The sequence below is a fragment of the Cellulosimicrobium composti genome (assembly GCF_010287905.1).
Classification (GTDB): domain Bacteria; phylum Actinomycetota; class Actinomycetes; order Actinomycetales; family Cellulomonadaceae; genus Cellulosimicrobium; species Cellulosimicrobium composti.
The window spans coordinates 19,061-42,485 of record NZ_JAAFAN010000039.1 but is presented as its reverse complement, the minus strand read 5'-3'; the positions used below and the strand labels follow the sequence as shown (position 1 = coordinate 42,485).

Sequence of the window (23,425 nt, the reverse complement as noted above, 5' to 3'; positions counted from 1 at the left end):
GTGGAGCGGGTCGTGATCACGCGCGAGGTCGTGCTGGACAACGTCAACCCCACGATCGTGCCCCGCACCGGCACCCGTACCGCCCGCACCCGCACCCCCCGCGAGAAGTCCGCCTGACCCGCCCGCCCCGAGCGGGCCGGTGCGCCGAGCAGGCGGTCCTGGCTCGTCACGCGACGCGGACGGACCAGGAGCACCTGCTCGGCAGGGGACGCGACCCCGCGTCAGGCGTCGGCGCGGACCGTCGAGCCGTAGAGGGCGTCGATCGTGCCCGCGAAGTCCTGGATCACGAGCCCGCGCTTCACCTTGAGCGACGGCGTGAGGTAGCCGTTCTGCTCGGTGAAGTCCGTCGTGAGCACCGTGATCTTGCGGATCGACTCGGCGCGCGACACCGCCTCGTTGGCGTGCGCGACCGCGCGGTCGAGCGCGGCGAGCACCTGGCCGTCCTGCGCGGCGGCCTCGACGTCCATCTCCGGCAGCCCGTGCGTCGAGAGCCAGCCGGGCAGCATCTCCGCGTCGAGCGTGACGAGCGCGCCGATGAACGGGCGCTGGTCGCCCACCACGACGACCTGGCTCACGAGCGGGTGCGCGCGCAGCCGGTCCTCGAGCACGGCCGGCGCGACGTTCTTGCCGCCCGCGGTGACGATGATCTCCTTCTTGCGCCCGGTGATCCGCAGGTAGCCGTCGTCGTCGAACGCGCCGAGGTCGCCCGTGCGGAACCAGCCGTCCTGCAGTGCCTCGGCGGTGAGGTCGGGCCGGTTGCGGTAGCCGCGGAACACGTGGTCGCCCTTGACGAGCAGCTCGCCGTCGTCGTCGACGCGCAGCGCCGTGCCGGGGAACGCCGGGCCGACCGTGCCGATCTTGGTGAGGCCGGGCAGGTTCACGGCCGTCGGCGCGGTCGTCTCGGTGAGGCCGTAGCCCTCGAGGATGCGCAGGCCGACGCCGCGGTAGAAGTGGCCGAGCCGCTCGCCGAGCGGCGCGCCGCCGGAGATCGAGTACGTGAGCCGCCCGCCCATCGCGGCGCGCAGCGTCGAGTACACGAGCCGGTCCGCGACGGCGTGCTGGGCGCGCAGGCCCGCCGAGGGGCCGCGCTCGGTGTCGAGCGCGCGCGACCACGTGATCGCCACCTTGGCCGCCCAGTGGAAGATCCGGCGCTTGAGCCCGGAGCCCGTCTTCTGCTCGGCCGTGTTGTAGACCTTCTCGAACACGCGCGGCACGGCGAGCAGGAACGTCGGACGGAACGTGCCGAGGTCCGCGACGAGGTTCTTCGTGTCCCAGCTGTGCGCGAGGACGGCGTTCGACGCGACGACGACGACCTGGATGAACCGCGCGAAGACGTGCGCGAGCGGGAGGAACAGCAGCGTGCGCGCGCCGTCGGCGTCGAGGATCTCCGCGAGACCGGCGCGGCCGTTGAGCGCGAGGTGGACGAAGTTGCGGTGCGTGAGCTCGACGCCCTTGGGGCGGCCCGTCGACCCGGACGTGTAGATGATCGTCGCGAGGTCGTCCACCCGCTGCGCCGCACGGCGCCGGTCGATCTCCTCGGCGGGGACGCTGGCTCCGGCGGCGCGCAGCGCGTCGACGGCGCCGTCCTCGATGACGAGCACGTCGCCGAGCTCGGGCAGACGGTCGCGCACGGACGCGACGGCGTCGGCGTGGGCGGCCGTCTCGACGACGGCGAGGCGGACGGACGCGTCCGAGCAGATCCACTCGACCTGGTCCGGCGACGACGTCTCGTAGACGGGGACGGGCACGGCGCCCACGGCCCACGCGGCGAAGTCGAGGAGCGTCCACTCGTAGCGCGTGCGCGACATGATCGCGACGTGGTCCCCGGCCTCGACACCGCGTGCGACGAGGCCGCGCGCGACCGCGACCACGTCGTCCTCGAACTGCCGCGCGGTGAGCGGCACCCACGACCCGCCCGTGGCGTCCCGCCGCTCGACGAGCGTCGCGCCGGGGTCGCGCGCGACGCGGTCGGTGAGCAGGGTGCTGATGGTCGCCGTGGGGGAGACCTCGACGAGGCTCGGCGACACGTGTTCCGTCATGGGACTCTCCGCTGAGTGGACGGCAGGTAGGGACGGCGTGACACTTTACTCCGTACTCCGAGTATCGCGTTCCTCGCCGACCGTCCCCCGCGCCTAGGATCGGTGGGTGACGAACCAGCCGCCCGCCGTCCCCGCCGAGATCCTCACGCTGCGCGACAGCATCGACAACATCGACGCGGCGCTCATGCACCTGCTCGCCGAGCGCTTCAAGTTCACGCGCCGCGTCGGCGAGCTCAAGGCGCAGGGCGGCCTGCCGCCGGCCGACCCGGAGCGCGACCGCCAGCAGATCGCCCGCCTCACGGGCATCGCCGAGGCCGCCGGCCTCGACCCCGAGTTCGCCGAGCAGTTCCGCGCGTTCATCGTCCGCGAGGTCATCCGCCACCACGAGCGCATCGCCGCGGAGCACGCCGCCACGGGCGAGGGCGCGCCCGTGCTCGACACCTACTCCTGACGCCCCCAGCCTCGCCCGCGGGGTCGACCCGTGCCCCTGGCCCCGCGCCCGCCGCGGGTGCCCGACGCGCGGTGGCGACGGGCGTCGATGTGACGGACCCTGGAGAGGACCCAGGGCGGGCCCGGCGCCGGTGCGACCGGCGCGCCGTGCGGCCCGCTCACGCCGACGGACGTCATGAGGTGTTCGCATGAAGATCGATTGGCTCAAGCCCCTCCTCGGCCACCCGGGCCCCTTCGCGACGGTGTACATCGACGCGACGCGCGCCAACGAGGCCGGGGACCGCGAGGTCGAGAACCGCTGGAAGGGCGTGCGGCGCCAGCTGCGCCAGGACGGCGCGCCCGACGCCGTCCTCGACGACCTCGAGGAGGTGGTGCTGCGGCCGACGCGGGTCGGGGGCACCCACGGGCGCGTGCTGATCGCCGACGAGACGGGCGTGCTCGTCGACCGGGTCGTCAAGGACCCTCCGGCGCTCACCAAGGGCTCCTGGGGCCCGGTGCCCGCGCTGCTGCAGGCCGCGCGGGCCGCGGACGAGTCGGTCGACTACGTGCGGGTCGTCGTGGACCGTCAGGGCGCGGACATCACGTGGTCCGTCGCGGGCGGCCACGTGCCGTACGGCGAGCCGGAGACGGTCGAGGGCGGCCACGACGTGATCAACAAGGTCCGGACGGGCGGGCTCTCGCACAAGCGGATCGAGTCCCGCGCGGAGGACTCGTGGGAGCGCAACGCCGAGGCCGTCGCCGCGGAGATCGAGCGCCAGGCCGCGGAGTACCGGCCCGAGCTCGTCATCCTCACGGGCGACGTGCGCGCGGTCCCGCTCGTGCGCGGCGCGCTCGGCCGGTCGGTCGCGGAGCTCGTGGTCGAGGTCCCGGGCGGGGGCCGCGGACCCGGCATCAACGAGGCGGCGTTCGAGGCGAACGTCGCCGACGCGCTCGACAGCTACCGCGAGCGGCGGCGCGAGAAGGTGCTCGCCGAGTTCCGCCAGGAGCAGGGCCGGGAGTCCGGCGCCGTGACGTCGGTCGAGGACACCGTCGCCGTGCTCGCACGCGGCCAGGTCAAGGAGCTCGTCCTCGCGGACGAGTACGGGCAGGGCGCGACGCTCGACGGGCGCGAGCTGTGGATCGGGCCGAGCCCCATGCACATCGCCGCCTCGAAGGAGGAGATCGAGGCGCTCGGCGTCACCGAAGGCCTCGAGAAGCTCCCCGCGACGGTCGCGCTCGTGCGCGCCGCCATCGGTCAGGACGCGGGCCTGACGTTCGCGCCCGAGGGGAGCGTCGAGCTCATCGAGGGCGTCGGCGCGACCCTGCGCTGGGCCGACGAGGGCACGCCGCGCGAGGTCGCGGCGACGATGTCCGGCGACGACTCGCGCCTGCGCGGCGAGATCATCTGACGGACCCCGCACGCGACGACGCCCTCCCGCGGCCGCAGCCGGGAGGGCGTCGTCGCACGCGCGGGCTCAGCCCTTCTTGCGGGCCTCGGGCTCGCCGAGCTCGGACGAGACGACGACGATCCCGCCCTGGACCGCGGGGTCGCCCTGACCCTCGGCGGCCGCGACGAGGTCGAGCGTGCCCGTCACGCGCCCGCCGTTGCGGACGTCGACGACCGACGCCTCGACGCCCGCGAGCGACGCGGCGGGGACGGCGACCTGTGCCGCGAGGATCGGCGTGCGCATCGACACCTTCGCCTCGGACTTGATCTTGCGCAGCGCGGCGAGCGCGTGCCCGGCGGCGGTGAGCACGGCCGGGTCGGCGTCGCGGGCGGCCGAGCGCGCGGTGTCGGGCGTGGGCCACGGCGCGCGGTGGATCGAGCCCTCCGACGCGCGCCACCACGACCACACCTCCTCCGTCGCGAACGGCACGAACGGCGCGAAGAGGCGCAGCAGCGTGTCGAGCGCGATCGCGAGCGCGACGCGCGCCGACCGGGTCTCGGGCGACACGTCGGAGGCCGAGGCGCCCGCACCGTAGGCACGGTCCTTGACGAGCTCGAGGTAGTCGTCGCAGAACGTCCAGAAGAACGTCTCCGTGACCTCGAGCGCGCGCGTGTGGTCGTACGCCTCGAACGCCTCGGTCGCCTTCTCGACGACCGACGCGAGGCCCGCGAGCATCGCGCGGTCGAGCGTCTCGGTGACGAGCGCCGGGTCGAGGACGATCTCGCCCGTCCCGGTCTCGGGGTCGACGCCGAACGACAGCGCGAACTTCGACGCGTTGAGGATCTTGATCGCGAGACGACGGCCGATCTTCATCTGGCCGACCTCGAACGCCGCGTCGGTGCCGAGGCGCGCGGACGCCGCCCAGTACCGGACCGCGTCCGAGCCGTGCTCCTCGAGCAGGCCCATCGGCGTCACGACGTTGCCCTTCGACTTCGACATCTTCTTGCGGTCGGGGTCGAGGATCCAGCCCGAGATCGCGGCGTTCGTCCACGGCAGCGAGCCGAACTCGAGGTGCGAGCGCACGACGGTCGAGAACAGCCACGTGCGGATGATGTCCTGGCCCTGCGGGCGCAGGTCCATGGGGAACACGCGCTCGAACAGGTCGGGGTCGACCTCCCATCCGCCCGCGATCTGCGGCGTGAGCGACGACGTCGCCCACGTGTCCATGATGTCGTTCTCGCCGACGAAGCCGCCCGGGACGCCGCGCTGGTCCTCCGTGTACCCGGCGGGCACGTCGGTCGACGGGTCGACCGGCAGGACGTCCTCGGACGGGACGATCGGGTGGTCGTGGTCGACCTCGCCCGACTCCAGGACCGGGTACCACAGGGGGATCGCGACGCCGAAGAACCGCTGGCGCGAGATGAGCCAGTCGCCGTTGAGGCCGCCGACCCAGTTCTCGTAGCGCACGCGCATGAAGTCGGGGTGGAACGCGAGCTCGGTGCCGCGCGCGAGCAGCTCGCCGCGCAGGTCGCGCGCGGTGCCGTCCTCGGTGGTCCAGTCGCGGCCGCCGTTGCGGATGTACCACTGGCGCGACGTGACGATCTCGAGCGGCTTGTCGCCCTTCTCGAAGAAGTTCGCCTTGCGCTGGGTCGGCACGGGCTCACCGTCGAGATCGCCCGCGTCGCGCAGCGCGTCGACGACGGCCTGGCGGGCCGAGAACGTCGTCTTGCCCGCGATCTCCGCGAACACGCCCTGGCCCGCGTGCGACGTGATCCAGTCCGGCGTCTCGCGCGTGATGCGGCCGTCGCGCGTGATGATCGAGCGCGTCGGGAGCCGGAGCTCGCGCCACCACTGCACGTCGGTCAGGTCGCCGAACGTGCAGCACATCGCGATGCCGGCGCCCTTGTCGCGCTCCGCCGCGGGGTGCGCGAGCACGGGCAGCTCGACGTCGAACAGGGGGGAGCGGACCGTGGTGCCGAACAGGTGCTGGTAGCGCTCGTCGTCCGGGTGCGCGACGAGCGCGACGCACGCCGCGAGCAGCTCGGGGCGCGTGGTCTCGATGTGGACCGGGGCGCCGTCGTCGGGCGTGCCCGGCGCGACGCGGTGGAACGCGACCTTGTGGAAGTGGCCCGGGTAGTCGCGCGCCTCGAGCTCGGCCTGCGCGACCGCCGTCTGGAACGTCACGTCCCACAGCCCCGGCGCCTCCGCCTGGTACGCCTCGCCGCGCGCGAGGTTGCGCAGGAACGCGCGCTGCGCGGCCGTGCGGGAGCGGGCGTCGATCGTCTGGTAGTGCTGCGCCCAGTCGACCGAGAGCCCGAGCCGGCGCCACAGCGCCTCGAACTGCTTCTCGTCCTCGGCCGTGAGGCGCTCGCAGAGCTCGATGAAGTTGCGGCGGCTCACGGGCACCTGGTCCGCGGCCTTGACGGACTTGCCCTCGCCGCCCTCGTGCGGGGGCTCGAAGCCCTCGACGTAGGGCAGGCTCGGGTCGCACCGCACGCCGTAGTAGTTCTGCACGCGACGCTCGGTGGGCAGCCCGTTGTCGTCCCACCCCATGGGGTAGAAGACCTCGAGGCCACGCATGCGGCGGTAGCGCGCGACGACGTCGGTGTGCGTGTAGGAGAACACGTGCCCCACGTGCAGGGAGCCCGAGACGGTGGGCGGCGGCGTGTCGATCGAGAAGACCTGCTCGCGGGTCTTCGTGCGGTCGAACGCGTACGTGCCCTGCTCGGCCCAGCGCGCGTCGTACGTCTCCTCGAGTCCGTCGAGGCTCACGCGGTCGGGTACTCCCGCGACCACCGCGCGGACGACGTCGCCGGCTACGGGGCCGGCGGGGGAGGTCGTGGCTGCAGCGGGTTCGGCCGCGCCCTGCGGCGCGTTCGTCGGGAAGTCGCTCATGGTCCCCCATCTTCCCAGATCCGCGGGGCCCGGCGGTCCGTCGCCCACGGCCCGGACGACGGGCGCGCGGCCGGCACCTCGGGTGCCGACCGCGCGCCCGGCGCGGCTACTGCGGGGGCGTCGCGCAGCGCAGGGTGGGGGCGAGCCAGTCGGCGTGGTCCCACGCGTCCCCGTCCCCGGCGTCCGAGACGTGGAGCGTGACGACGTCGACCCCCGTCACGTCGACGTCGACGTCGACCGCCGGGTCGGCGCGGCGCAGGGTCGGGCTCGTCCACAGGGTCGCGCCGTCGCCGCGCACGGAGAGCACGACGCTGGCCGCGGCCTGCGCCTCCGCGTCCACGCCCGCCTGCGCGGTCAGGCGCGAGCACGCGCCGTCGACGCGCACCTCGACGACGCTCGTCGCGTGCACGCCGAGTCCCACCGGGCTCGTCGCGGTGCCCACGGTGAGCGGCCCGCCGTCGCCCGCGGCGAGCTCGCCGTTGCTCACGTCCCGCTCGAGCGGGCCCCAGCCGTTGTCCGCGCGCTGGAGGTCGAGCGAGGAGACGCCGTACCGGTCCTGCGCGGCGAACAGGACGTGCAGCGTGTCCGCCGAGAACAGCGCCGTGCCGGCGTTGGCGCTCGTCACGAGGCCCGACCACAGCTGGTTCGTCCCGGTGGTGCGCCCGTAGAGACCCGGCGTGCCCTGCGCGCGGTAGAGGTCGAGGTACTGGCCGGACCGGGCGACGCTCGCGAGGTGGCCGTCCGCCTCGTACCGCCACGCCTGGAAGGACGCGTCCGGGTCGCACGCGAAGAGCGTGGCCGGGGTCGCGGCCCCCAGGCACAGGTCGGGCCGCGCGCCGTTGTGGATCGCGCCGCGCGCGTCGAGGAACCACGTCTGCGTGGCGCTGCCGTCGCACCCGCCCGCGGGCGCCACGACCGCGCGCGGCGCGGTCCCCGAGAGGTCGGCGGCGAGGCAGCGCCCGCCGTCGACGGTCACCGGCGCCGGGTCGGGCAGGAGCGCGGACGCCGACTCGACGAGCCCCGTGGCGCGCAGCAGGTCCGCGAGCCCGTCCTTGGCGTCCGCGTCCCCGCCGAGCAGCTCGGCGCGGTGGGCGGCGACGTACGCGTCGACGTCGGCGGCGTCGGCACGCAGCGCGAGCGCCGCGTCCGCGACGGTCCGCGCGGCCGGGCTCAGCGCGGCGAGGTCGTCGGACCACGTCTCGAGCAGCACCTGCGTGTGCGCGTCGAGCACGGGGTGCGCCGTCCCCGCGAGCGCGGACAGCGCCGCGTCGAGCTCGGGGAGCTCCACGGCGCGCAGCGCGTCGTACCCGTCCTCCTGCCCGACGACCACGGCCGGCTCGAGCGGCGGCAGGTCGGTGGGGATCGTCGTCGTCGAGCCGAGCTGCGTCGTCGTGCCGTTCGCCCGGCACAGGAGCCGGGCCTGCGAGGGCCGCTCCGACTCGGCGAGGTTGACGTTGACCTGCTTGACGCCGTCCGACGCGTCGAGCGCGACGTTCTCCACGCGACCCCCGACGTACGTCACCTCGGCCCAGCACTGGCGTGCGGCGCCGATGCTCGTCGTGTCCGGCGCAGGGAGGGTGAAGACGTTCCCGTAGTTCGAGCGGAACGCGGGGTACAGGACGGTCTGCGCGGGGTTCGCGGGGTTGTAGCCGCCGAGCAGGGTGACCACCGGGACGCCGACCGCGCGGGGCTTCGCCGCCGAGAACGCCGCGTCGCGCGCCTTCGCGTCGACCCACGACCCCGTCGCGGGGTCCCAGTCGCGGTAGCCGCTCGGGTACGACGCGTCGGGCACGACCGTGCGCAGGGACTGCTGGATGCGCACGGCGCTGTACCCCGTGTGGTGCGTGTACCGCGAGAGGTCGCTCGTGGCGCTGCCGCCGGACATCGCGTCGCGCTGGTAGTTGTACAGGCCCGCGAAGCTCTGCTGGAACATCGTGCCCGCGACGTCGACGCCCTCGGGCGTGAACGCCCGGTCGTTCCAGAGGTTCGAGCGCATGCGGTCGCGGTAGGCGATGTAGCCCCACCCGCTCTCGCTGTGGTGCGTCGCGTTGACGACGCGCGCGTCGCCGGTCCTCGAGTCGTCCACGCCGGGGTAGTGGCCGAGCCCGTAGGAGTGCCCGATCTCGTGGCTCCACTCGTTGCCCACCGAGTCGTAGAGCGTCGCCATGCCGTTGCCGCCGCTCAGGCCGTGGACCACGCGGCCGTTCGTGTACGCCCCGGCGGAGTGGTGGTAGACGCGCTGGTTGAACGTGCCGGGCTGCACCTGGTTCATGGGTGCGCTGGGGATGCCGAAGTTGGCGAGGTTCACGCCGGTCGAGAACTGGGCCTTGCCGACGTTCTCGCGCAGGTCGCCCGAGTACACGTCGCCGGTCGTGGCGCTCGTCCCGGGCGACGCGTAGACGGCCCCGGACGCGACGACGACGCGGTCGAGCCGCACGGGCTCGTAGCGCGCGACGACGAGGCGCGAGACGGGGACCGTCTGGAAGTAGTCGGCGGCCGCGCGCGCCGTGTCGTTGAGCATGACGTGCCCGTCGCCCGTCGGGGGGTCGGTGAGCATGCCGAGCTCGGTGCCGTTCACGACGAGCTCGGTGGGCGCCGCGACCTCGATCGCCGACGCGGCGAGGGTGCCGGTGCGCCCGGCGCCGTCGGTGAGCTCCAGGGAGAGGCCGGGCACGACGACGTCCCACGGGAGCTCGACGCTCCACGCGCGCGTGCTGTAGACGACGTCGGGCCTCCCCTGGGAGTCGGCGACGTCGTCGCGCGGGATCGCGGACGGCGGCGCGAGCGGGAGCGTGGCGCGCACCTGCCCGCCGACGCGCACCGTGACCGAGAGCGACGTCACCGCCGACGTCGGGGTGAGCAGGAGCAGCGCGGTGCGCTCGGCGACGAGCGTCGGCATGTCGCGCGCGGTGTTGCCGGCGGGGTCGATCGTGTGGCTCTGCGCGAGCTCGACCATGCCGCCGAGCCCGCCGGTGAGGTCGTTGCGCACGGGGCGCGCCGAGCCGTCCGCGCGGACGTCGTGGAAGCCGAGCGGCCCGACGGCGGTCGGCCCCGCGTCCGGTCCGGCGGCGGCCGCGGTGGGGGCGCCGGGCGCGGGCCCGCCCGGCGTGGCGGCGGCGCCGGTCGCCAGGGCGAGCGTGGCGGCGAGCGTCGCCGCGGTGAGGGTGGGCAGGAGACGGTGGCGCGTTCTGGCAGGGCTGCGACTCACGATGGGTCCTCTCGCCGGCAGGCCGGACGTCGATGTCCGTTCGGGGGGCGTGCCGGCGCCCGGTGGAAGAAGTTGCGCGAAACCACCGTAGAACGGTCATGTTCCTGCTGTCTACCCTCGGGTGTCGCGGGTCATGGCCCGGCCCGCCCGGGCGGGCATAGGCTCGTCGCCATGTCCTCATCCCTCACCGTCGGCTACGCCGCGATGCTCGAGCAGTTCCACCCGACCGAGGCCGTCGAGCTCTCCGCCTTCGCGGAGGAGCACGGGTTCTCCGGGACGATGGCCGCCGACCACTTCCAGCCGTGGGTCCCCGCGCAGGGCCAGTCGTCGTTCGTGTGGAACGTGCTCACCGCCCTCGGCGAGCGCACGCGCGGCGACCTCGGGCCGGGGGTCACCGCGCCGACGTTCCGCTGGCACCCCGCGATGGTCGCCCAGGCGTCCGCGACGCTCGCCGCGATGTACCCGGGCCGGCACTGGCTCGGGCTCGGCTCCGGCGAGGCGCTCAACGAGCACGTCGTCGCGGGCTACTGGCCCGAGGCGCCCGAGCGCATCAACCGCATGTTCGAGGCGATCGACGTCATCAAGAAGCTCTTCCAGTCCGGGCTCGACAACAAGGACGTCAAGCACTCCGGGCAGTTCTACAAGATGGAGTCCACGCGCCTGTGGACCATGCCCGAGGTCCCGCCCGAGATCCTCGTCGCGACCGCGGGCCCGGTCACCGCGAAGCGCGCGGGCCGGCACGCCGACGGCCTCATCACCGTCGGCGCGCCGCTCGAGAAGATCTCGATGCTCTTCGGCAAGTTCGACGACGGCGTGCGCGAGTCCGGCCGCGACCCAGAGTCGATGCCCAAGGTGCTCCAGCTCCACCTCTCCTGGGCCGCGACCGACGAGGAGGCGCTCGCGAACGCGATGACCGAGTGGCCCAACGGCGGGATGAAATTCCCCAAGGCGGACATCCGCTCGCCCCACGACTTCGAGCAGATGGCCAAGCTCGTGCGCCCGGAGGACTTCGAGGGCCGCATGGTGATCTCCGCCGACCCGGACGAGCACCGCGCGTACATCCAGAAGTTCGTCGACCTCGGGTTCGACCGCATCTACCTGCACAACGTCGGCCGCAACCAGCGCGAGTGGATCGAGGTCTTCGGCCGCGAGGTGCTCCCGAAGCTCGCGCGATGAGCGAGCACGACGCCGCACCCGGCGGGCCCGACGACGGCGCGGGCCCCAGCCGGTCCGCGCGGCTCACGGTGTGGGCGCCCGAGGGCCTCGGCGAGGTCCGGCCGGGCGACGACCTCGCGGCGCTCGTGGGCGACCTGCTGGCGGGGGAGGCGCTCGCGGACGGTGACGTCGTCGTCGTGACGAGCAAGATCGTCTCGAAGGCCGAGGGCCGCGTCGTCGCCGCGGTGGACCGCGAGCAGGCGATCACGGACGAGACGGTGCGCGTCGTCGCGACGCGCGAACGTCCCGGCCAGCCGCCGCTGCGGATCGTCGAGAACCGTCTCGGCCTCGTGATGGCCGCGGCGGGCGTCGACGCGTCGAACACCCCGGAGGGCACGGTCCTGCTGCTCCCGCTCGACCCGGACGCCTCGGCGCGCGCCCTGCGGGCCGCGCTGCGCGCCCGGTTCGGCCTCGACCGGCTCGGCGTCGTCGTCACGGACACCGCGGGGCGCGCGTGGCGCGACGGCCTCGTCGACGTCGCGGTCGGCGCGGCCGGGATCGTCGTCGCGGACGACCTGCGCGGCGGCGTCGACACGCACGGCCGCCCCCTGTCCGTGACGGTCACGGCCGTCGCGGACGAGGTGGCCGCGGCGAGCGAGCTCGTGCGCGGCAAGGCCACGGGCCGCGCCGTCGCCGTGGTGCGCGGCCTCGACCGGTACGTGGGCGACGACGACGGCCCCGGCGCGCGCGTCCTGGTCCGGTCCTCGACGGACGACCTGTTCCGCGAGGGCAGCGCCGAGGCGTACGCGCGCGGGTACGCCGCGGCGCGGCGCGAGCACGGGAGCGCCGCGGCGAGCGAGGCCGCGTACGCCGACGGCTACCGCGAGGGCTTCGGCGAGGGGTTCCGCGAGGGGTCGGGCCACGAGCCCCTCCCCGGCGACTGAGCGCCGCGACGGGCGACACGTCGGGCCGCAATGTCGTCGCCCCCGGCCCGGTCGTCTCGCTAGCCTGCCGGGATGCTGCCCGCCGACTGGATCCCGCACCGCCGCCCCGACGACCGCGAGCACGTGGGCTGGATCCGTCCCGAGGGCGACGACTGGGTCGCGGTCTCGCTGCTCGGGCGTGAGCTCACCGGGCCGGTCGACTGGCTCGCGGCCGAGGAGGCCCTCGACGCGACGAGCCTCGCGTGGCTCGCCGACGTCTGGGTGCTCGAGCGCGACGGCGAGCCGCCCCTGCGTGTGCGGCTCGTCGAGGTCACGCCCGACGGCGTGGTCGTGCAGACGGACGACTTCGGCGCGATCGACGTCCCCGTCGAGCGCGTGGACCTGCCGTGGCCGCCGCCGCCCGCGCTGCGCCCGCGCCGCCCCGACGACCCGGACGGCCGCGTCCTGCGCGGCTGGGGCGGGGCGGCGACGGCTGAGCGACCGTGCCGGGATCCGGGCGTGGGTCGCCGGGCGCTCGGCGTCGGGCGTCGGGTCGGCGACGGGCCGTGCGTCGGTCAGCCGGCCCCGGTCGTGCCCTCGTAGAGGCCGATCTGGTTCCCGTCGGCGTCCTCGAACGCCGCCCACCACGACGTCGGGCTGATCTCGGACTTCTCGGTGACCACGCGCCCGCCGAGCTCGCGCACCGTCGCGAGCGTCTCCTCGATCGAGTCGACCTCGACGTAGCTCCGCGGGGTGGTGAAGTCGTCGGAGCGCGGTGCGAGGCCGCCGCCGCTGATCTTGTTCGGCGCCTGCCACATGGGGTAGCCCTCGAACCCCGGCATCTCGGCGATCTGCCAGCCGAACACCGCGCCGTAGAACTCCGTTGCCCGTGCGGTGTCGCTCACCGGGATGTCGATGTGCGTGATGTCTCCGTGCGCCATGGTCCCTCCCCGTGCCGGTGACGGGCGGACACCCGCCGTCAGCCAGCCTAGGCAGCGTCTCCGTACGGCGCACGACCCGGGCCCGGTGCGGTCCGTCAGGGCTGGTCGGGGGAGCGCGCGTCGTCGAGCGCGCGACCCTCGACCTCCACCTGAGGGTCAGGGACGCGCGCCTCGTGCGCGGGCCGAGCCGGTGTGGCGTCGTCGGCCGAGGTCGCGTCCGCCGTGACCACGTCCGCCGCGATCGCGCCCGCAGTCCCGTCGTCCGTCCCGACGTCCGCCCCGTCCTGCGCGCGGCCGGGGCCGGTCGCCGTGACGTCGTCGCCCGAGAGCCAGCGCAGCCACCCCGACCCCGGGTCCGGCTCGAGCACGAGCGCCCGCACGAACAGCGTGAGCGGGATCGCGAGGATCGCCCCGAGCGGCCCGATGACGAACGTCCAGAACACGACGGAGACGAAGCTCAGGGTGAGGCTGAGGTTCACCGCGTCGGCGACGAACTTCGGCTGCACGAGCACCTGGAGCACGACGTTGACGACGCAGTAGACCGCGACCACCGCGAGCGACAGCTGCCAGCCCCCCACGACGAACGCCATGACCGCGGGCGGGACGAGCCCGAGCACGAACCCGATGTTCGGGACGAAGTTCGTGACGAACGCGAGGATCGCCCACACCGTGGGCGCCGGGACCGACAGGGCCCACAGCGCGATGCCGTCGATCACGGCGACGAGCGCGCCGAACGACGCGTTGACGACGAAGTAGCGCCGCACGCCGCCGCTGAACCGCGTGGCGCGCTCGATCGTCGCGGCGCGCTCGACCCCGAAGACGGCGGGCGCCGTCGCGTACCGCGCCGCGTCGGCGGCCATGAAGATCGCGTAGGCGAGCACGAAGAAGAACGCGGTCGCGATGCCGAGCGCCATGCCCGAGACGTTCCCGGCGAGGCTGAGGACCCGTGCCGGGTCGAGCCACGCCGTGGCGGCCTCGACGACGTCGGCGTCGATGCCCACCGCGGCGAGCTGGTCGACGAGGGACTCGACGGAGCGCATCAGGGCGGGCAGGTACTCGCGCACGAGCTCGGTGAAGCGGAAGCCCGCGAACACGAGCATGGCGACGAGCGCGGCCAGGATGAGGTAGGCCACGACGACGACCGCCGTGGTCGCCGCCCACCGGGGCCAGCCGCGGCGCTCGAGCGGGACGCGTACCGGGTGGCAGATGATGACGATGACCGCTGCGAGAAACATCGGCGCGAGCACCTCGCGCGCCGTGTGGACGCCGGCGAGCACGACGACGCCGGCCGCGAGGGCCAGGAGCGTGCGGGTCGAGGGTGGCAGCGCCGTGGCGCGGGACGTCGTGGTCACGCGCCGACGATAGCGGCCGGGCCGCCCGGTCGCGGCGGCGTGTCAGCCCTTCACGGCCTTCGCCGCCGCCTTCTGCGCCTTCTTGAACGCGCGCACCTCGGCGAGCGACTCGGGGCTCGTGACGTCGGCGATGGACCGGCGCGACCCCTCGTCGCCGTAGTTCCCCGCCGCCTCGCGCCACCCGGCGGGCTGCACGCCGCGCTGCTTGCCGAGCAGGGCGAGGAAGATCTTCGCCTTCTGCTCGCCGAACCCGGGCAGCGCGCGCAGGCGCGCGAGGACCTCGGCCCCGGTCGGGGCGGACCCGTCGGCTCCCGGGGCGGTCCAGATCCGGGTCGCGTCGCCGTCGTACTCGTCGACGACGACGCGCGCGAGCTCCTGCACCCGGCCCGCCATGGAGCGCCCGTAGCGGTGGATCGCGGGCGGGGTCGTGGCGAGCGTGACGAACGCGTCCGGGTCCGCGTCCGCGATCGCCCGCGGGTCGATCGAGCCGAGGCGGTCGCGGATCTTGCGGGGGCCGGCGAACGCGTGCTCCATGGGGTACTGCTGGTCGAGCAGCATGCCCACGAGGAGGGCGAACGCGTCGTCGCTGAGCAGCGCGTCCGCGTCGGGGTCGCCGGTGATCCAGAGCTGGTCGGTCATGCCCCCATCATGGCAGTCAGCCGCCGGACGGCCGGCGCAGCCGTCCGGTCCGGAACTCGTCGACGCCGGCGCGCCGCAGGACCGCGCGCGTCCAGCCGGGCAGGAGCCGCAGTCCGTCGGCTCCCGTGACCCGGCGCAGGTCGTCGACGGCGTACTCGGTGCCGCGGCGCTCGAGGACGAACTCCCCGGCCGCCTCGACGTTGCGGACCCAGTCCACGTCGGGGCCGTACGTGAGGGCGAACACGACGCGCACGGGCCCGGTGGGGTCGTCGCGGTACGCGAACGCGAAGACCGGGGTGCGGTACTCGCGCCCGCTGCGCCGCCCGACGTGGCGGACGACGGCCATCGGCCCGACGCCCGTCGCGACGCGAAGCATCACGGGGTTGAGGAAGCGCCTGTTGCTGCGGGTCACCCAGCGCGGGATCGGCATGGGCCCATCGTCACCCGGCGCGCCCCGGGACCGCGACCTATGGTGGCGGCGTGCCCACCCGCCTGCTCCTGCTCAGCGACACGCACGTCCCGGTGCGGGCCCGGGTGCTGCCCGACCAGGTGTGGCGCGCGGTCGACGCCGCGGACGTCGTCGTGCACGCGGGCGACTGGGTGAGCGCCGACCTGCTCGACGCGATCGAGTCGCGTGCGGCGCGCCTCGTGGGGGTCGCGGGCAACAACGACGGCCCCGACCTGCACGCGCGCCTGCCCGAGGTCGCGCGCACCACGGTCGAGGGGCTGCGGCTCGCCGTCGTGCACGAGACGGGCGCGAAGCAGGGGCGCGAGCGTCGCGCCGACGCCGCGTTCCCCGACGTGGACGTGCTCGTGTTCGGGCACAGCCACATCCCGTGGGACACGACGTCGCCGGGCGGGCTGCGACTGCTCAACCCCGGCTCGCCCACGGACCGTCGCCGCCAGCCGGTCGGCACGTTCCTCACGGCCGTCGCGGACGACGGCGCGCTCCGGGACGTCGAGCTCGTCCCCGTCGAGCGCTGAGCGGGCTCAGGCCGCCCCGGCGCGGGCGCGGTGCGCCGCCGGGCTCACGCCGCGCACGCGCTTGAACGCCGCGCTCAGCGCGAACGGCGTCGCGTACCCGACGGCGCGCGCGACCGACGCGAGCGTCGCGTCCGGCTGCAGGAGCAGGTCGGCGGCGAGGTCGAGGCGCCACCCCGTGAGGTAGGCCATGGGCGGCTCGCCCACGAGGGCCGTGAACCGGCGCGAGAACGCCGCTCGCGACAGCCCGACCTCGCGCGCGAGCGCGTCCACGGTCCACGCGCGCGCCGGGTCGTGGTGGATGAGCCGCAGCGCGGCGCCCACCACCGGGTCGGCGTCCGCGCGGTACCAGCCGGGCGCGTCGTCGCGCGAGAGCCACGTGCGCAGGCACGAGATGAGGAGCAGGTCGAGCAGCCGGTCGAGCACCGCCTCCTGCCCCGGGAGGTCCTGCACGACCTCCCGCGCGAGCATCTCCACGAGCCCCGCGTCCACGTCGCCACGGCGCAGGACGACGCGCTGGGGGAGCACGCGCAGGACCCGGCGCCCGACCTCCCCGTCCATCGGGTACGTCCCCGTGACGATCACGGTCTCGCCGTCCGGGTCGTTGCCCCACGACCGGACGCCGAGCGTGGTCATGGGGGAGGGGCCGCCGTCGACGGCGCGGCACATGTCCGGCTCCGGGCCGACGACGACCTGCGGGGCGGTCGTCGGCGCGTCGGCGACGACGTAGTGGTCCGGGCCGCGCAGCAGCACGACGTCGCCCGCGGCGACGTGCTCGCCGGCGTCGGTCGTGTCGCCGACGACCGGCCCGACCCAGCCGGACCCCCGCAGGACGGGCACGATCGTCAGCGGCGCCTCGTCCTCGATGCGCATGCCCCAGGGCGCGCGCAGGTGGCTCCGCAGGAGGAAGGCGCCGCGGGCGCGCGGCCCGTCGAGCAGCCCGGCGACGACGTCCATGCCCCGAGCGTACGGCCGGACGGCCCGCTGGTCGAGACGATCACGCATGCTCGTGAGCGTCTGGGCCATGTTGCGTCTCACCCGCGCTCGGTTGACTGGTCTCGTCCGCACCGAACCTCGTGAGCAAGGAGACCTGCCATGACCGCCACCACCCCGACCACCGACGCCGCCCCGCACGAGGCGGGCGCCCCCACGCCGGGGACGGTGCTCGTCCTCGGCGCGACCGGCAAGACCGGCCGCCGCGTCGCCGCGCGGCTCGACGCGCTCGGCGTCCCCGTGCGGCGCGCGTCGCGCGGCGGCGAGGTCCGGTTCGCCTGGGAGGACGACGCCACGTGGGCACCCGCCCTGGCCGGCGCCACCGCGGCGTACGTCGCGTACGCGCCCGACCTCGCCGTCCCGGGCGCGCCCGAGACCGTCGCCCGGTTCGCGGCCCGCGCGCGGGAGGCCGGCGTGCGCCGCCTCGTGCTCCTGTCGGGCCGCGGCGAGGAGGAGGCGCAGCGCGCCGAGGCGCTCGTCGCCGACGCCTTCCCCGGCCGCACCGTCGTGCGGAGCGCGTTCTTCGCCCAGAACTTCAGCGAGAGCTTCCTGCTCGGCCCCGTGCTCGACGGCGTGCTCGCGCTCCCGGTCGACCGCGTCGCCGAGCCGTTCGTCGACGTCGAGGACGTCGCCGAGGTCGCGGTCGCGGCCCTCACCGGGGACGCGCTCGCCGGTCGCGTCCTCGAGCTCACCGGGCCCCGCGCGCTGACGTTCGACGAGGCGGTCTCCGAGATCGTCGCGGTGAGCGGGCGCGACGTGCGGTTCGTGCCCGTCACCGCCGACGACTTCGTCGCCGGCCTGCGCGACCTCGCTCTGCCCGAGGACCTCGTGGCGCTCATGCACTACCTCTTCACGGAGGTGCTCGACGGCCGCGGGACGCCGGTCGCGGACGGGGTCCGCGAGGCGCTCGGACGCGCGCCGCGCGACTTCCGCGAGTTCGCGGCGCGCGAGGCGGCCGTGTGGGGCCCCGGCGCGACCGCCGACGCGTCGTGACCGCCTTCGCCGCGCTCGCCGTCGCGGGCGCCGTCGCCACCGGCCTCGCGGGCGGCGTGCTCTTCGCGTTCTCGACGTTCGTCCTGGGCGGGCTGCGCCGCCTGGCGCCCGGCGAGGCGGGCGCGGCGATGGCGGCCATCAACCGGGACGCGCTGCGACCGCCGCTGATGCTCCTGCTCGCGGCGAGCGTGCTCCTGCCGGTGGTGGCCGCCGTCGTCGGGCTGGTGACGGGCGCGGACGGGTCGGGGTGGGCGCTCGCGGGCGCGGTCGTCGCGGTCGCCGGGATCCTCGGCGTGACGGGCGTCGGCAACGTCCCCCTCAACGAGCGGCTCGAGGCCGCCGCCGCACGTGGCGGGGACCTCGCGGACGCGTGGACGGCGTTCTGGCCGCGCTGGCTCGCGTGGAACCACGTGCGCACGGTCGCCGGTGCGGCGTCCGCCGCGCTCCTCGCGCTCGCGCTCGTGTGACCGCGCGTCCCGCCGGGCCCCGGGGCGGAATACCCGCGCCCGGGGCCCGGTTGCGCTGGGCATGAGCGACGTCGCAGCCGGCGAGCCGGCCACCGAGCAGGAGACCGTCCGGCGGGTCCTGCAGGACACCGAGACGTGGGCCGTCGTCGGCCTGTCGAACAACACCGCGCGCGCCGCGTACGGCGTGGCGCGCGTGCTCCAGCAGCACGGCAAGCGCGTCGTCCCCGTGCACCCGTCGGCCGAGACGGTCCACGGCGAGCAGGGCTACGCGACACTCGCCGACGTCCCGTTCCCCGTCGACGTCGTCGACGTGTTCGTGCGCTCGGAGCTCGCGGGCGACGTCGCGGACCAGGCCGTCGCGATCGGCGCCAGGGCCGTGTGGTTCCAGCTCGACGTGATCGACGAGGACGCGGCCCGTCGCGTGCGCGACGCGGGGCTCGACATGGTCATGGACCGCTGCCCGGCGATCGAGCTGCCGCGGGTCGCGGCCCGCGGGGAGGTCTGAGCCGGTCGTCCCGCCGCCGGGTGGGCGGGACGAGTCCCTTGTAGGTTGTCGAGCATGCTCCGGGCCTCGGCGGTCGTGCTCGCGGCGGTGCTCCCGCTCTCGTGGGGGCTGCCGCCCGCGCTGCGCCTCGCCTGGACCGCCGCCGTCGTCGGCGCGCTCCTCGGCCTCCTCCTCACCGGCCGGGCCCGGCTGGGCCCGGGCTCCGGGGTGTGGCTCGCCGCCACGTACCTCGCGGGGGTCGCGACGGTCGTCAGCGCGGCGCACGCCGTCGACCGCGCGACGCACGTCCAGAACGGCGTGCTGCTCGTGGCGGTGTGGGGCCTCGCACCGCCCGTCCTCCGCTGGGCCGCCGGGTCCCGACCCGACCTGCTCCGCGCCGCGGCGACCGGCCTCGTGCTCGGCCAGACCGCGTCGTCGCTCGTCGCCGTGGCCCAGTCGGTCACCGGCGGCGCCGTGCTCGGGTCCGCCGCGGAGCTGGGCCGGGCGCCCGGGCTCGCGGGCCACTCCAACGTGCTCGGGCTCCTCGCCGCGGTCGCGATCGTGCTGTGCCTGGGCGACCTCCGGACCGCCAGGACGGTGCGACGGCGGGCCGCGCTCGCGCTGCTCGTGGCGGTGAACGCGGGCGGTCTGCTCGCGTCCGCGAGCATGACGGCGCTCGCGGCCCTGGCCCTCGGGTCGCTCGTGCTCGCCGTCGCGCTGCGGGTCCGTCTGCGCTGGGTCGTCCTCGCGGTCGCGTCGCTCGCCGCGCTCGTCACGGCGCTCGCGTCCCTCGCGCCCGGCGCGGGCTCGTTCCGGACCCCCGCGGAGCGGCTGCTCCAGGTGACCGGGCAGACGGACCAGATCTCGACCATGGCCACGCGGCTCGAGACGGTGCAGGCGGCGTGGGAGGGGATCCGCCGCGACGCGCTCGTCGGGGTCGGTCTCGACGACGCCTCGGGCGTGACGAGCATCGTCCTCGACGGCGAGACGCTCACCCACGACCTCCCGCTGCGCGCGTGGTACCAGGGCGGGCTCGCGCTCGTCCTCGCCGTGGTGCTCGTCTACCTCCACGTCGCGCGCGGCCTCGTCCTCGCGATGCGTCGGGGCGTCGCGGCGACGGAGGCCGCGGTCCTCGGCGTCATGCTGTCGTTCGCGCTGACGAGCGCCACCCTCCAGCAGCCCTACTTCTGGCTCGTCGCGACGGCCGCGAGCGCGTCGCTCAGCGCGAGCCGGGCGCGGCTCCGGGCGCGCGACGAGCCGCGGGGCGCCGCGCGTCCCGCCGTGCGGACCGCACCGGCCGTCGGCGCGCCGGCGCCGGGCGCCCTGCGCCCGCCCGTCCTCGTGGGCGCGGACCCGTCCGCACGATCAGTCTGACGAGTCGAACACGAGGACGGGACGGCCCGTGCGGGGGTGCGTGAGCACCTCGCACCGCACCCCGTAGACCGGGTCGAGCACGTCGGGGACGAGCACGTCGTGCACGTCGCCCGCGGCGACGACCCGGCCGTCCGCGATCACCACGACGTGGTCGCACGTCTGCGCCGCGAGGTTGAGGTCGTGCAGCGCGGCGAGCACGGTCACGCCGTCGCCCGCGAGATCGCGCAGGACGCGCATCGTGTCGAGCTGCGCGGCGATGTCGAGGTGGTTGGTCGGCTCGTCGAGGAGGAGCAGCGCGGGCTCCTGCGCGAGCGCCCGGGCGAGGTGCACGCGCTGGCGCTCGCCGCCCGAGAGTGTCGCGACCTCACGCCCCGCGAACGCGGACATCCCGACGCGCGCGAGGGCCGCGGCCGCGACGTCCCGGTCGGCCGCGGAGTCGCCCGCGAGGAGCGAGCGGTGCGGGATGCGGCCGAGGAGCACGGCGTCGAGCACCGTGAGCGGCAGGTCGGTCGTCGCGTCCTGCTCCACGAGCGCGAGGACGCGCGCACGACGGCGTCGCGGGAGGGCGAGCAGGTCGGCGTCGGCGAAGCGGACGTGGGCGGCGTCGCGCCCGGGCGCCGGGTCCGGGACGCGCACGCCCGCGAGCACGCGCAGGAGCGTGGACTTGCCGGAGCCGTTCGGGCCGAGCAGCCCGCTCACCGCACCCGGGGGAGCGGTGCAGTCGACGCCGTCGAGGACGAGGCGCCCGTCGACGGACCACGAGACGCGCGCGGCGTCGAGCCCGTCCGTCGCGCGCGGCGCGCCCGGCACCGCGGCGTCGCGGCGGTCCTCGGCACCGGTCGCGACCGGTGCGGTGCGGGTCTCCGTCACGTGGTCCTCCTCCCGCGCCACAGCAGCAGCGCGAACACGGGGGCGCCGATCGCGGCGGTCACGATCCCCACCGGCAGCTCGCGCGGCGCGAAGACGGTCCGCGCGAGCGTGTCCGCCCACACGAGGAACGTCGCCCCGAGCAGCGCCGAGAGCGGGAGCAGCAGGCGGTGCCGCGCGCCCGTGAGGAGCCGCACCGCGTGCGGCAGGATCAGCCCGACGAACCCGATCGACCCGGACTGCGACACGAGGGCCCCGGTGAGCAGCGCGACGCCCACGAGCAGCGTCCAGCGCACGCGCACGACGTCGATCCCGAGCGCCGATGCCGCGGTGTCGCCGAACGTGAAGGCGTCGAGCACGGAGCCGGTCGACGCGAGCAGCGTGCCGAGCACGAGCGTCGCGCCGCCCGCGATCGCGACGGACGTCCACGTGGCCCCCGCGACCGATCCCATGAGCCACGACAGGATCTCGCGGTAGGAGTCGCCCGTCGCGGACCAGAAGATGACGAAGCTCGTCGCGGCCGCGGCGAGCTGGCTCACCGCGAGTCCTGCCAGGACCGTGCGCGTCGGCGTGAGCGCGCCCAGCGCGCCCGCGAGGCCGAGCGCCGCGACGAGCGCGAGCACCGCGCCGCCGAACGCCGCGACGGGGAGCAGGACCGCCCAGCCCGCGACGAGCACGAGCACCGCGCCGAGCGACGCGCCCGACGACAGCCCGAGCAGGTACGGGTCCGCGAGCGGGTTGCGCGTGAGCGACTGCATGACGACGCCGCACACCGCGAGCCCGGCACCCACGGCGGCGGCCGTGAGCACGCGCGGCAGGCGCAGCTGCCACACCATGCCGTCCTGGAGGGCGCCGAGCGGCTCGAGGCCGAGCAGCCCCCCGAGGCCGAGGTGGGTCGCGACCGAGCGCCACACGTCCCCGACGGCGAGGTCCGCGGGGCCGACGGTCACGGTGACGAGGACGGTCGCGACGAGCGCCGCGACGCCCGCCGGGACCCACCATCCCGCGCCGCGGCGCGCGCCGGACGCCGCGGGGCCGTCGGGGCGGACCGGCGCGGGGGCGGGGCGGGCGCGCAGCGTCGTCACAGGTCGAGCGCCTCCAGCTGCGCCGCGAGGTCGACGACCGCGTCGACGGTGCGCACGCCCGCCTCGGTCGCCGGGAACGGGATCGTCAGGTAGCGACCCTCGCGCACCGCGGTCATCTCGGCCGTGGCCGGGTTGGACTCGAGGCGCTCGATCTTGGCGTCGGCGGTGTTCCACGCCGCGTCGACGAGCACGAGGACGTCCGGGTCGGCGGCGATCGCCTCCTCCCACGCGTACGACGTCCAGGTGTCGTGCACGTCGCCCGCGACGTTCTCGAGCCCGACGGCGTCGAGGATCATCTGCGGCGCACCGATGCCCGCGCCGACGTACGGGATGTCGTCGCCCGACGAGTACCACAGGGCGGTCAGCCCGCGCTCGTCCCGGACGACGCCGTCGAGCGTCGCGCGCTGCTCGGCGACGAGGGCGGCGGCCGCGTCCTGCGCGTCGAAGATCGTGCCGACCTCGGTGATCTCGGCGAACACGTGCTCGAACGTCAGCGGGTCCGGCATGTGCTCCGGCGCCTTGCACGCCGCGGGGGAGACGTAGGTCGCGACGCCGAGCCGCGCGAGCGTGTCGCGGTCGCCCGCGCCGTCCGCGGTGAGGTTGGACTCCCAGCCGGCGTAGACGAGGTCGGGCTCGGCGTCGAGCACCGCCTCCGCGCCCGGCACCTTGTCGGACATCGGCTCCGCGACGGCGGGGACGTCGGCCGCGGCGTCGGCAAGGGCCGCGGGCACGGGGCCGTCGGGGAACGCGGTCGCGACGATCCGGTCGCCGAGCCCGAGCGCGAGGAGCATCTCCGTGGTGCTCGACTTGATCGTCACGACGCGCTCGGGCGCGGCGTCGAACGTCACCTCGACGCCGCAGTCCTCGACCGTCAGCGGGTAGGTCGTGCGCGCGGGGACCGTGGCCGACGCCGGGTCGTCGCCGCCCGGGCTCGAGGTGCCGCCGGGCGCGGTGCCGGACGAGCACGCGGCGAGCGCGAGCGCGAGGGCGGCGGGGAGGGCGAGGAGGCCGTGGGGACGGCGGGGAGCGGTACGAGCAGAGGGCACGGGTGGGCATCTCCGGGTCGGGCGCGCCGGCGGCCCGGACGGGCACGCCGCCGCGACGGTGCGTTCTCGACGCCGGCCGCCTCGGCGGCCGGGACCGACGCGTCATCTCGCGTCGCACGGACCCACGGCACAGATCCGGTGCCGCCCCGACGGGCCAGTGCGCGGC

21 protein-coding genes are annotated in these 23,425 nt (G+C 75.4%); 10 read left to right on the top strand and 11 right to left on the bottom strand.

All coding sequences use genetic code 11. The features are described from left to right. Nucleotides 1-221: 221 nt before the first annotated feature. Nucleotides 222-2,039: an AMP-dependent synthetase/ligase gene (locus GYH36_RS12325; RefSeq protein ID WP_162289985.1), complete on the bottom strand. Its 1,818-nt coding sequence runs from the start codon at nt 2,037-2,039 to the stop codon at nt 222-224. A 106-nt stretch (nt 2,040-2,145) separates the two neighbouring features. Between GYH36_RS12325 and GYH36_RS12320 the strand changes: the two genes are divergently transcribed. Continuing rightward, nucleotides 2,146-2,490: a chorismate mutase gene (locus GYH36_RS12320; protein ID WP_024840476.1), complete on the top strand. Its 345-nt coding sequence runs from the start codon at nt 2,146-2,148 to the stop codon at nt 2,488-2,490. Between the two features lie 187 nt (nt 2,491-2,677). Then, nucleotides 2,678-3,877 (top strand): baeRF2 domain-containing protein, encoded by a 1,200-nt coding sequence (locus tag GYH36_RS12315; protein ID WP_155100251.1) that lies wholly within the window; start codon nt 2,678-2,680, stop codon nt 3,875-3,877. Nucleotides 3,878-3,943: 66 nt separating this feature from the next. Here the strand turns inward: GYH36_RS12315 and valS are convergent, their stop codons facing one another. Both valS and GYH36_RS12305 read right to left on the bottom strand, forming a co-directional pair. Beyond that, entirely contained in the window at nt 3,944-6,751 is a 2,808-nt protein-coding gene (valS, locus tag GYH36_RS12310; protein WP_162289984.1) for a valine--tRNA ligase, read from the bottom strand. 106 nt (nt 6,752-6,857) lie between these two features. After that, nucleotides 6,858-9,959: a M66 family metalloprotease gene (locus GYH36_RS12305; RefSeq protein ID WP_162289983.1), complete on the bottom strand. Its 3,102-nt coding sequence runs from the start codon at nt 9,957-9,959 to the stop codon at nt 6,858-6,860. Nucleotides 9,960-10,130: 171 nt separating this feature from the next. Between GYH36_RS12305 and GYH36_RS12300 the strand changes: the two genes are divergently transcribed. The 3 genes from GYH36_RS12300 to GYH36_RS12290 all read left to right on the top strand — a co-directional run bounded on the left by GYH36_RS12300 (nt 10,131) and on the right by GYH36_RS12290 (nt 12,640). Next, nucleotides 10,131-11,135: a TIGR03557 family F420-dependent LLM class oxidoreductase gene (locus tag GYH36_RS12300; RefSeq protein WP_024840480.1), complete on the top strand. Its 1,005-nt coding sequence runs from the start codon at nt 10,131-10,133 to the stop codon at nt 11,133-11,135. Continuing rightward, nucleotides 11,132-12,058, top strand: a complete 927-nt coding sequence (cofE, locus tag GYH36_RS12295; RefSeq protein WP_162289982.1) for a coenzyme F420-0:L-glutamate ligase — start codon at nt 11,132-11,134, stop codon at nt 12,056-12,058. The genes GYH36_RS12300 and cofE overlap by 4 nt, the downstream gene beginning before the upstream one ends. A gap of 72 nt (nt 12,059-12,130) precedes the next feature. Then, nucleotides 12,131-12,640, top strand: coding sequence for a hypothetical protein (locus GYH36_RS12290; protein WP_312028621.1), 510 nt, complete (start codon nt 12,131-12,133; stop codon nt 12,638-12,640). On the opposite strand, the gene GYH36_RS12285 is transcribed toward GYH36_RS12290, so the two are convergent. The 4 genes from GYH36_RS12285 to GYH36_RS12270 all read right to left on the bottom strand — a co-directional run bounded on the left by GYH36_RS12285 (nt 12,613) and on the right by GYH36_RS12270 (nt 15,399). After that, nucleotides 12,613-12,978: a VOC family protein gene (locus GYH36_RS12285; protein WP_162289981.1), complete on the bottom strand. Its 366-nt coding sequence runs from the start codon at nt 12,976-12,978 to the stop codon at nt 12,613-12,615. The two genes, GYH36_RS12290 and GYH36_RS12285, sit on opposite strands and share 28 nt — an antisense overlap. 95 nt (nt 12,979-13,073) lie before the next feature. Next, nucleotides 13,074-14,330: an AI-2E family transporter gene (locus tag GYH36_RS12280; protein WP_115942342.1), complete on the bottom strand. Its 1,257-nt coding sequence runs from the start codon at nt 14,328-14,330 to the stop codon at nt 13,074-13,076. 42 nt (nt 14,331-14,372) lie between these two features. After that, nucleotides 14,373-14,969, bottom strand: coding sequence for an HhH-GPD-type base excision DNA repair protein (locus GYH36_RS12275; protein WP_024840485.1), 597 nt, complete (start codon nt 14,967-14,969; stop codon nt 14,373-14,375). A 16-nt stretch (nt 14,970-14,985) separates the two neighbouring features. Continuing rightward, complete coding sequence (locus GYH36_RS12270; protein WP_162289980.1) at nt 14,986-15,399, bottom strand: PNPOx family protein; 414 nt, start codon at nt 15,397-15,399, stop codon at nt 14,986-14,988. 50 nt (nt 15,400-15,449) lie between these two features. On the opposite strand from GYH36_RS12270, the gene GYH36_RS12265 reads away from it, so the two are divergent. After that, complete coding sequence (locus GYH36_RS12265) at nt 15,450-15,953, top strand: metallophosphoesterase family protein (protein WP_115942343.1); 504 nt, start codon at nt 15,450-15,452, stop codon at nt 15,951-15,953. A 6-nt stretch (nt 15,954-15,959) separates the two neighbouring features. Here GYH36_RS12265 and GYH36_RS12260 read toward each other — a convergent pair whose 3' ends face one another. Beyond that, nucleotides 15,960-16,907, bottom strand: coding sequence for an AraC family transcriptional regulator (locus GYH36_RS12260; RefSeq protein WP_115943604.1), 948 nt, complete (start codon nt 16,905-16,907; stop codon nt 15,960-15,962). Between the two features lie 138 nt (nt 16,908-17,045). On the opposite strand from GYH36_RS12260, the gene GYH36_RS12255 reads away from it, so the two are divergent. The 4 genes from GYH36_RS12255 (at nt 17,046) to GYH36_RS12240 (ending at nt 20,261) form a co-directional block, all read left to right on the top strand. After that, complete coding sequence (locus tag GYH36_RS12255; protein WP_203231804.1) at nt 17,046-17,936, top strand: Rossmann-fold NAD(P)-binding domain-containing protein; 891 nt, start codon at nt 17,046-17,048, stop codon at nt 17,934-17,936. After that, on the top strand, nt 17,933-18,403 hold the full coding sequence (locus tag GYH36_RS12250) for an anthrone oxygenase family protein (RefSeq protein ID WP_162289979.1): 471 nt from the start codon (nt 17,933-17,935) through the stop codon (nt 18,401-18,403). The genes GYH36_RS12255 and GYH36_RS12250 overlap by 4 nt, the downstream gene beginning before the upstream one ends. Before the next feature lie 61 nt (nt 18,404-18,464). Then, nucleotides 18,465-18,908, top strand: a complete 444-nt coding sequence (locus GYH36_RS12245; protein ID WP_162289978.1) for a CoA-binding protein — start codon at nt 18,465-18,467, stop codon at nt 18,906-18,908. A gap of 54 nt (nt 18,909-18,962) precedes the next feature. Then, on the top strand, nt 18,963-20,261 hold the full coding sequence (locus tag GYH36_RS12240; RefSeq protein ID WP_162289977.1) for a hypothetical protein: 1,299 nt from the start codon (nt 18,963-18,965) through the stop codon (nt 20,259-20,261). Here GYH36_RS12240 and GYH36_RS12235 read toward each other — a convergent pair. Genes GYH36_RS12235 through GYH36_RS12225 form a run of 3 tightly spaced genes read right to left on the bottom strand, consistent with a single transcriptional unit; the run spans nt 20,253 to nt 23,259 of the window. Continuing rightward, nucleotides 20,253-21,071, bottom strand: a complete 819-nt coding sequence (locus GYH36_RS12235) for a putative F420-0 ABC transporter ATP-binding protein (protein ID WP_162289988.1) — start codon at nt 21,069-21,071, stop codon at nt 20,253-20,255. The genes GYH36_RS12240 and GYH36_RS12235 overlap by 9 nt on opposite strands. A 56-nt stretch (nt 21,072-21,127) precedes the next feature. Next, a complete protein-coding gene (locus tag GYH36_RS12230) occupies nt 21,128-22,213 on the bottom strand; it encodes a putative F420-0 ABC transporter permease subunit (protein ID WP_312028620.1) in 1,086 nt (361 codons plus the stop codon). Continuing rightward, nucleotides 22,210-23,259 carry a putative F420-0 ABC transporter substrate-binding protein gene (locus tag GYH36_RS12225; protein WP_115942348.1) on the bottom strand — a complete coding sequence of 350 codons (1,050 nt, stop codon included), beginning with the start codon at nt 23,257-23,259 and terminating at the stop codon, nt 22,210-22,212. Before GYH36_RS12225 ends, GYH36_RS12230 begins: the two co-directional genes overlap by 4 nt. Between the last annotated feature and the right edge of the window lie 166 nt (nt 23,260-23,425).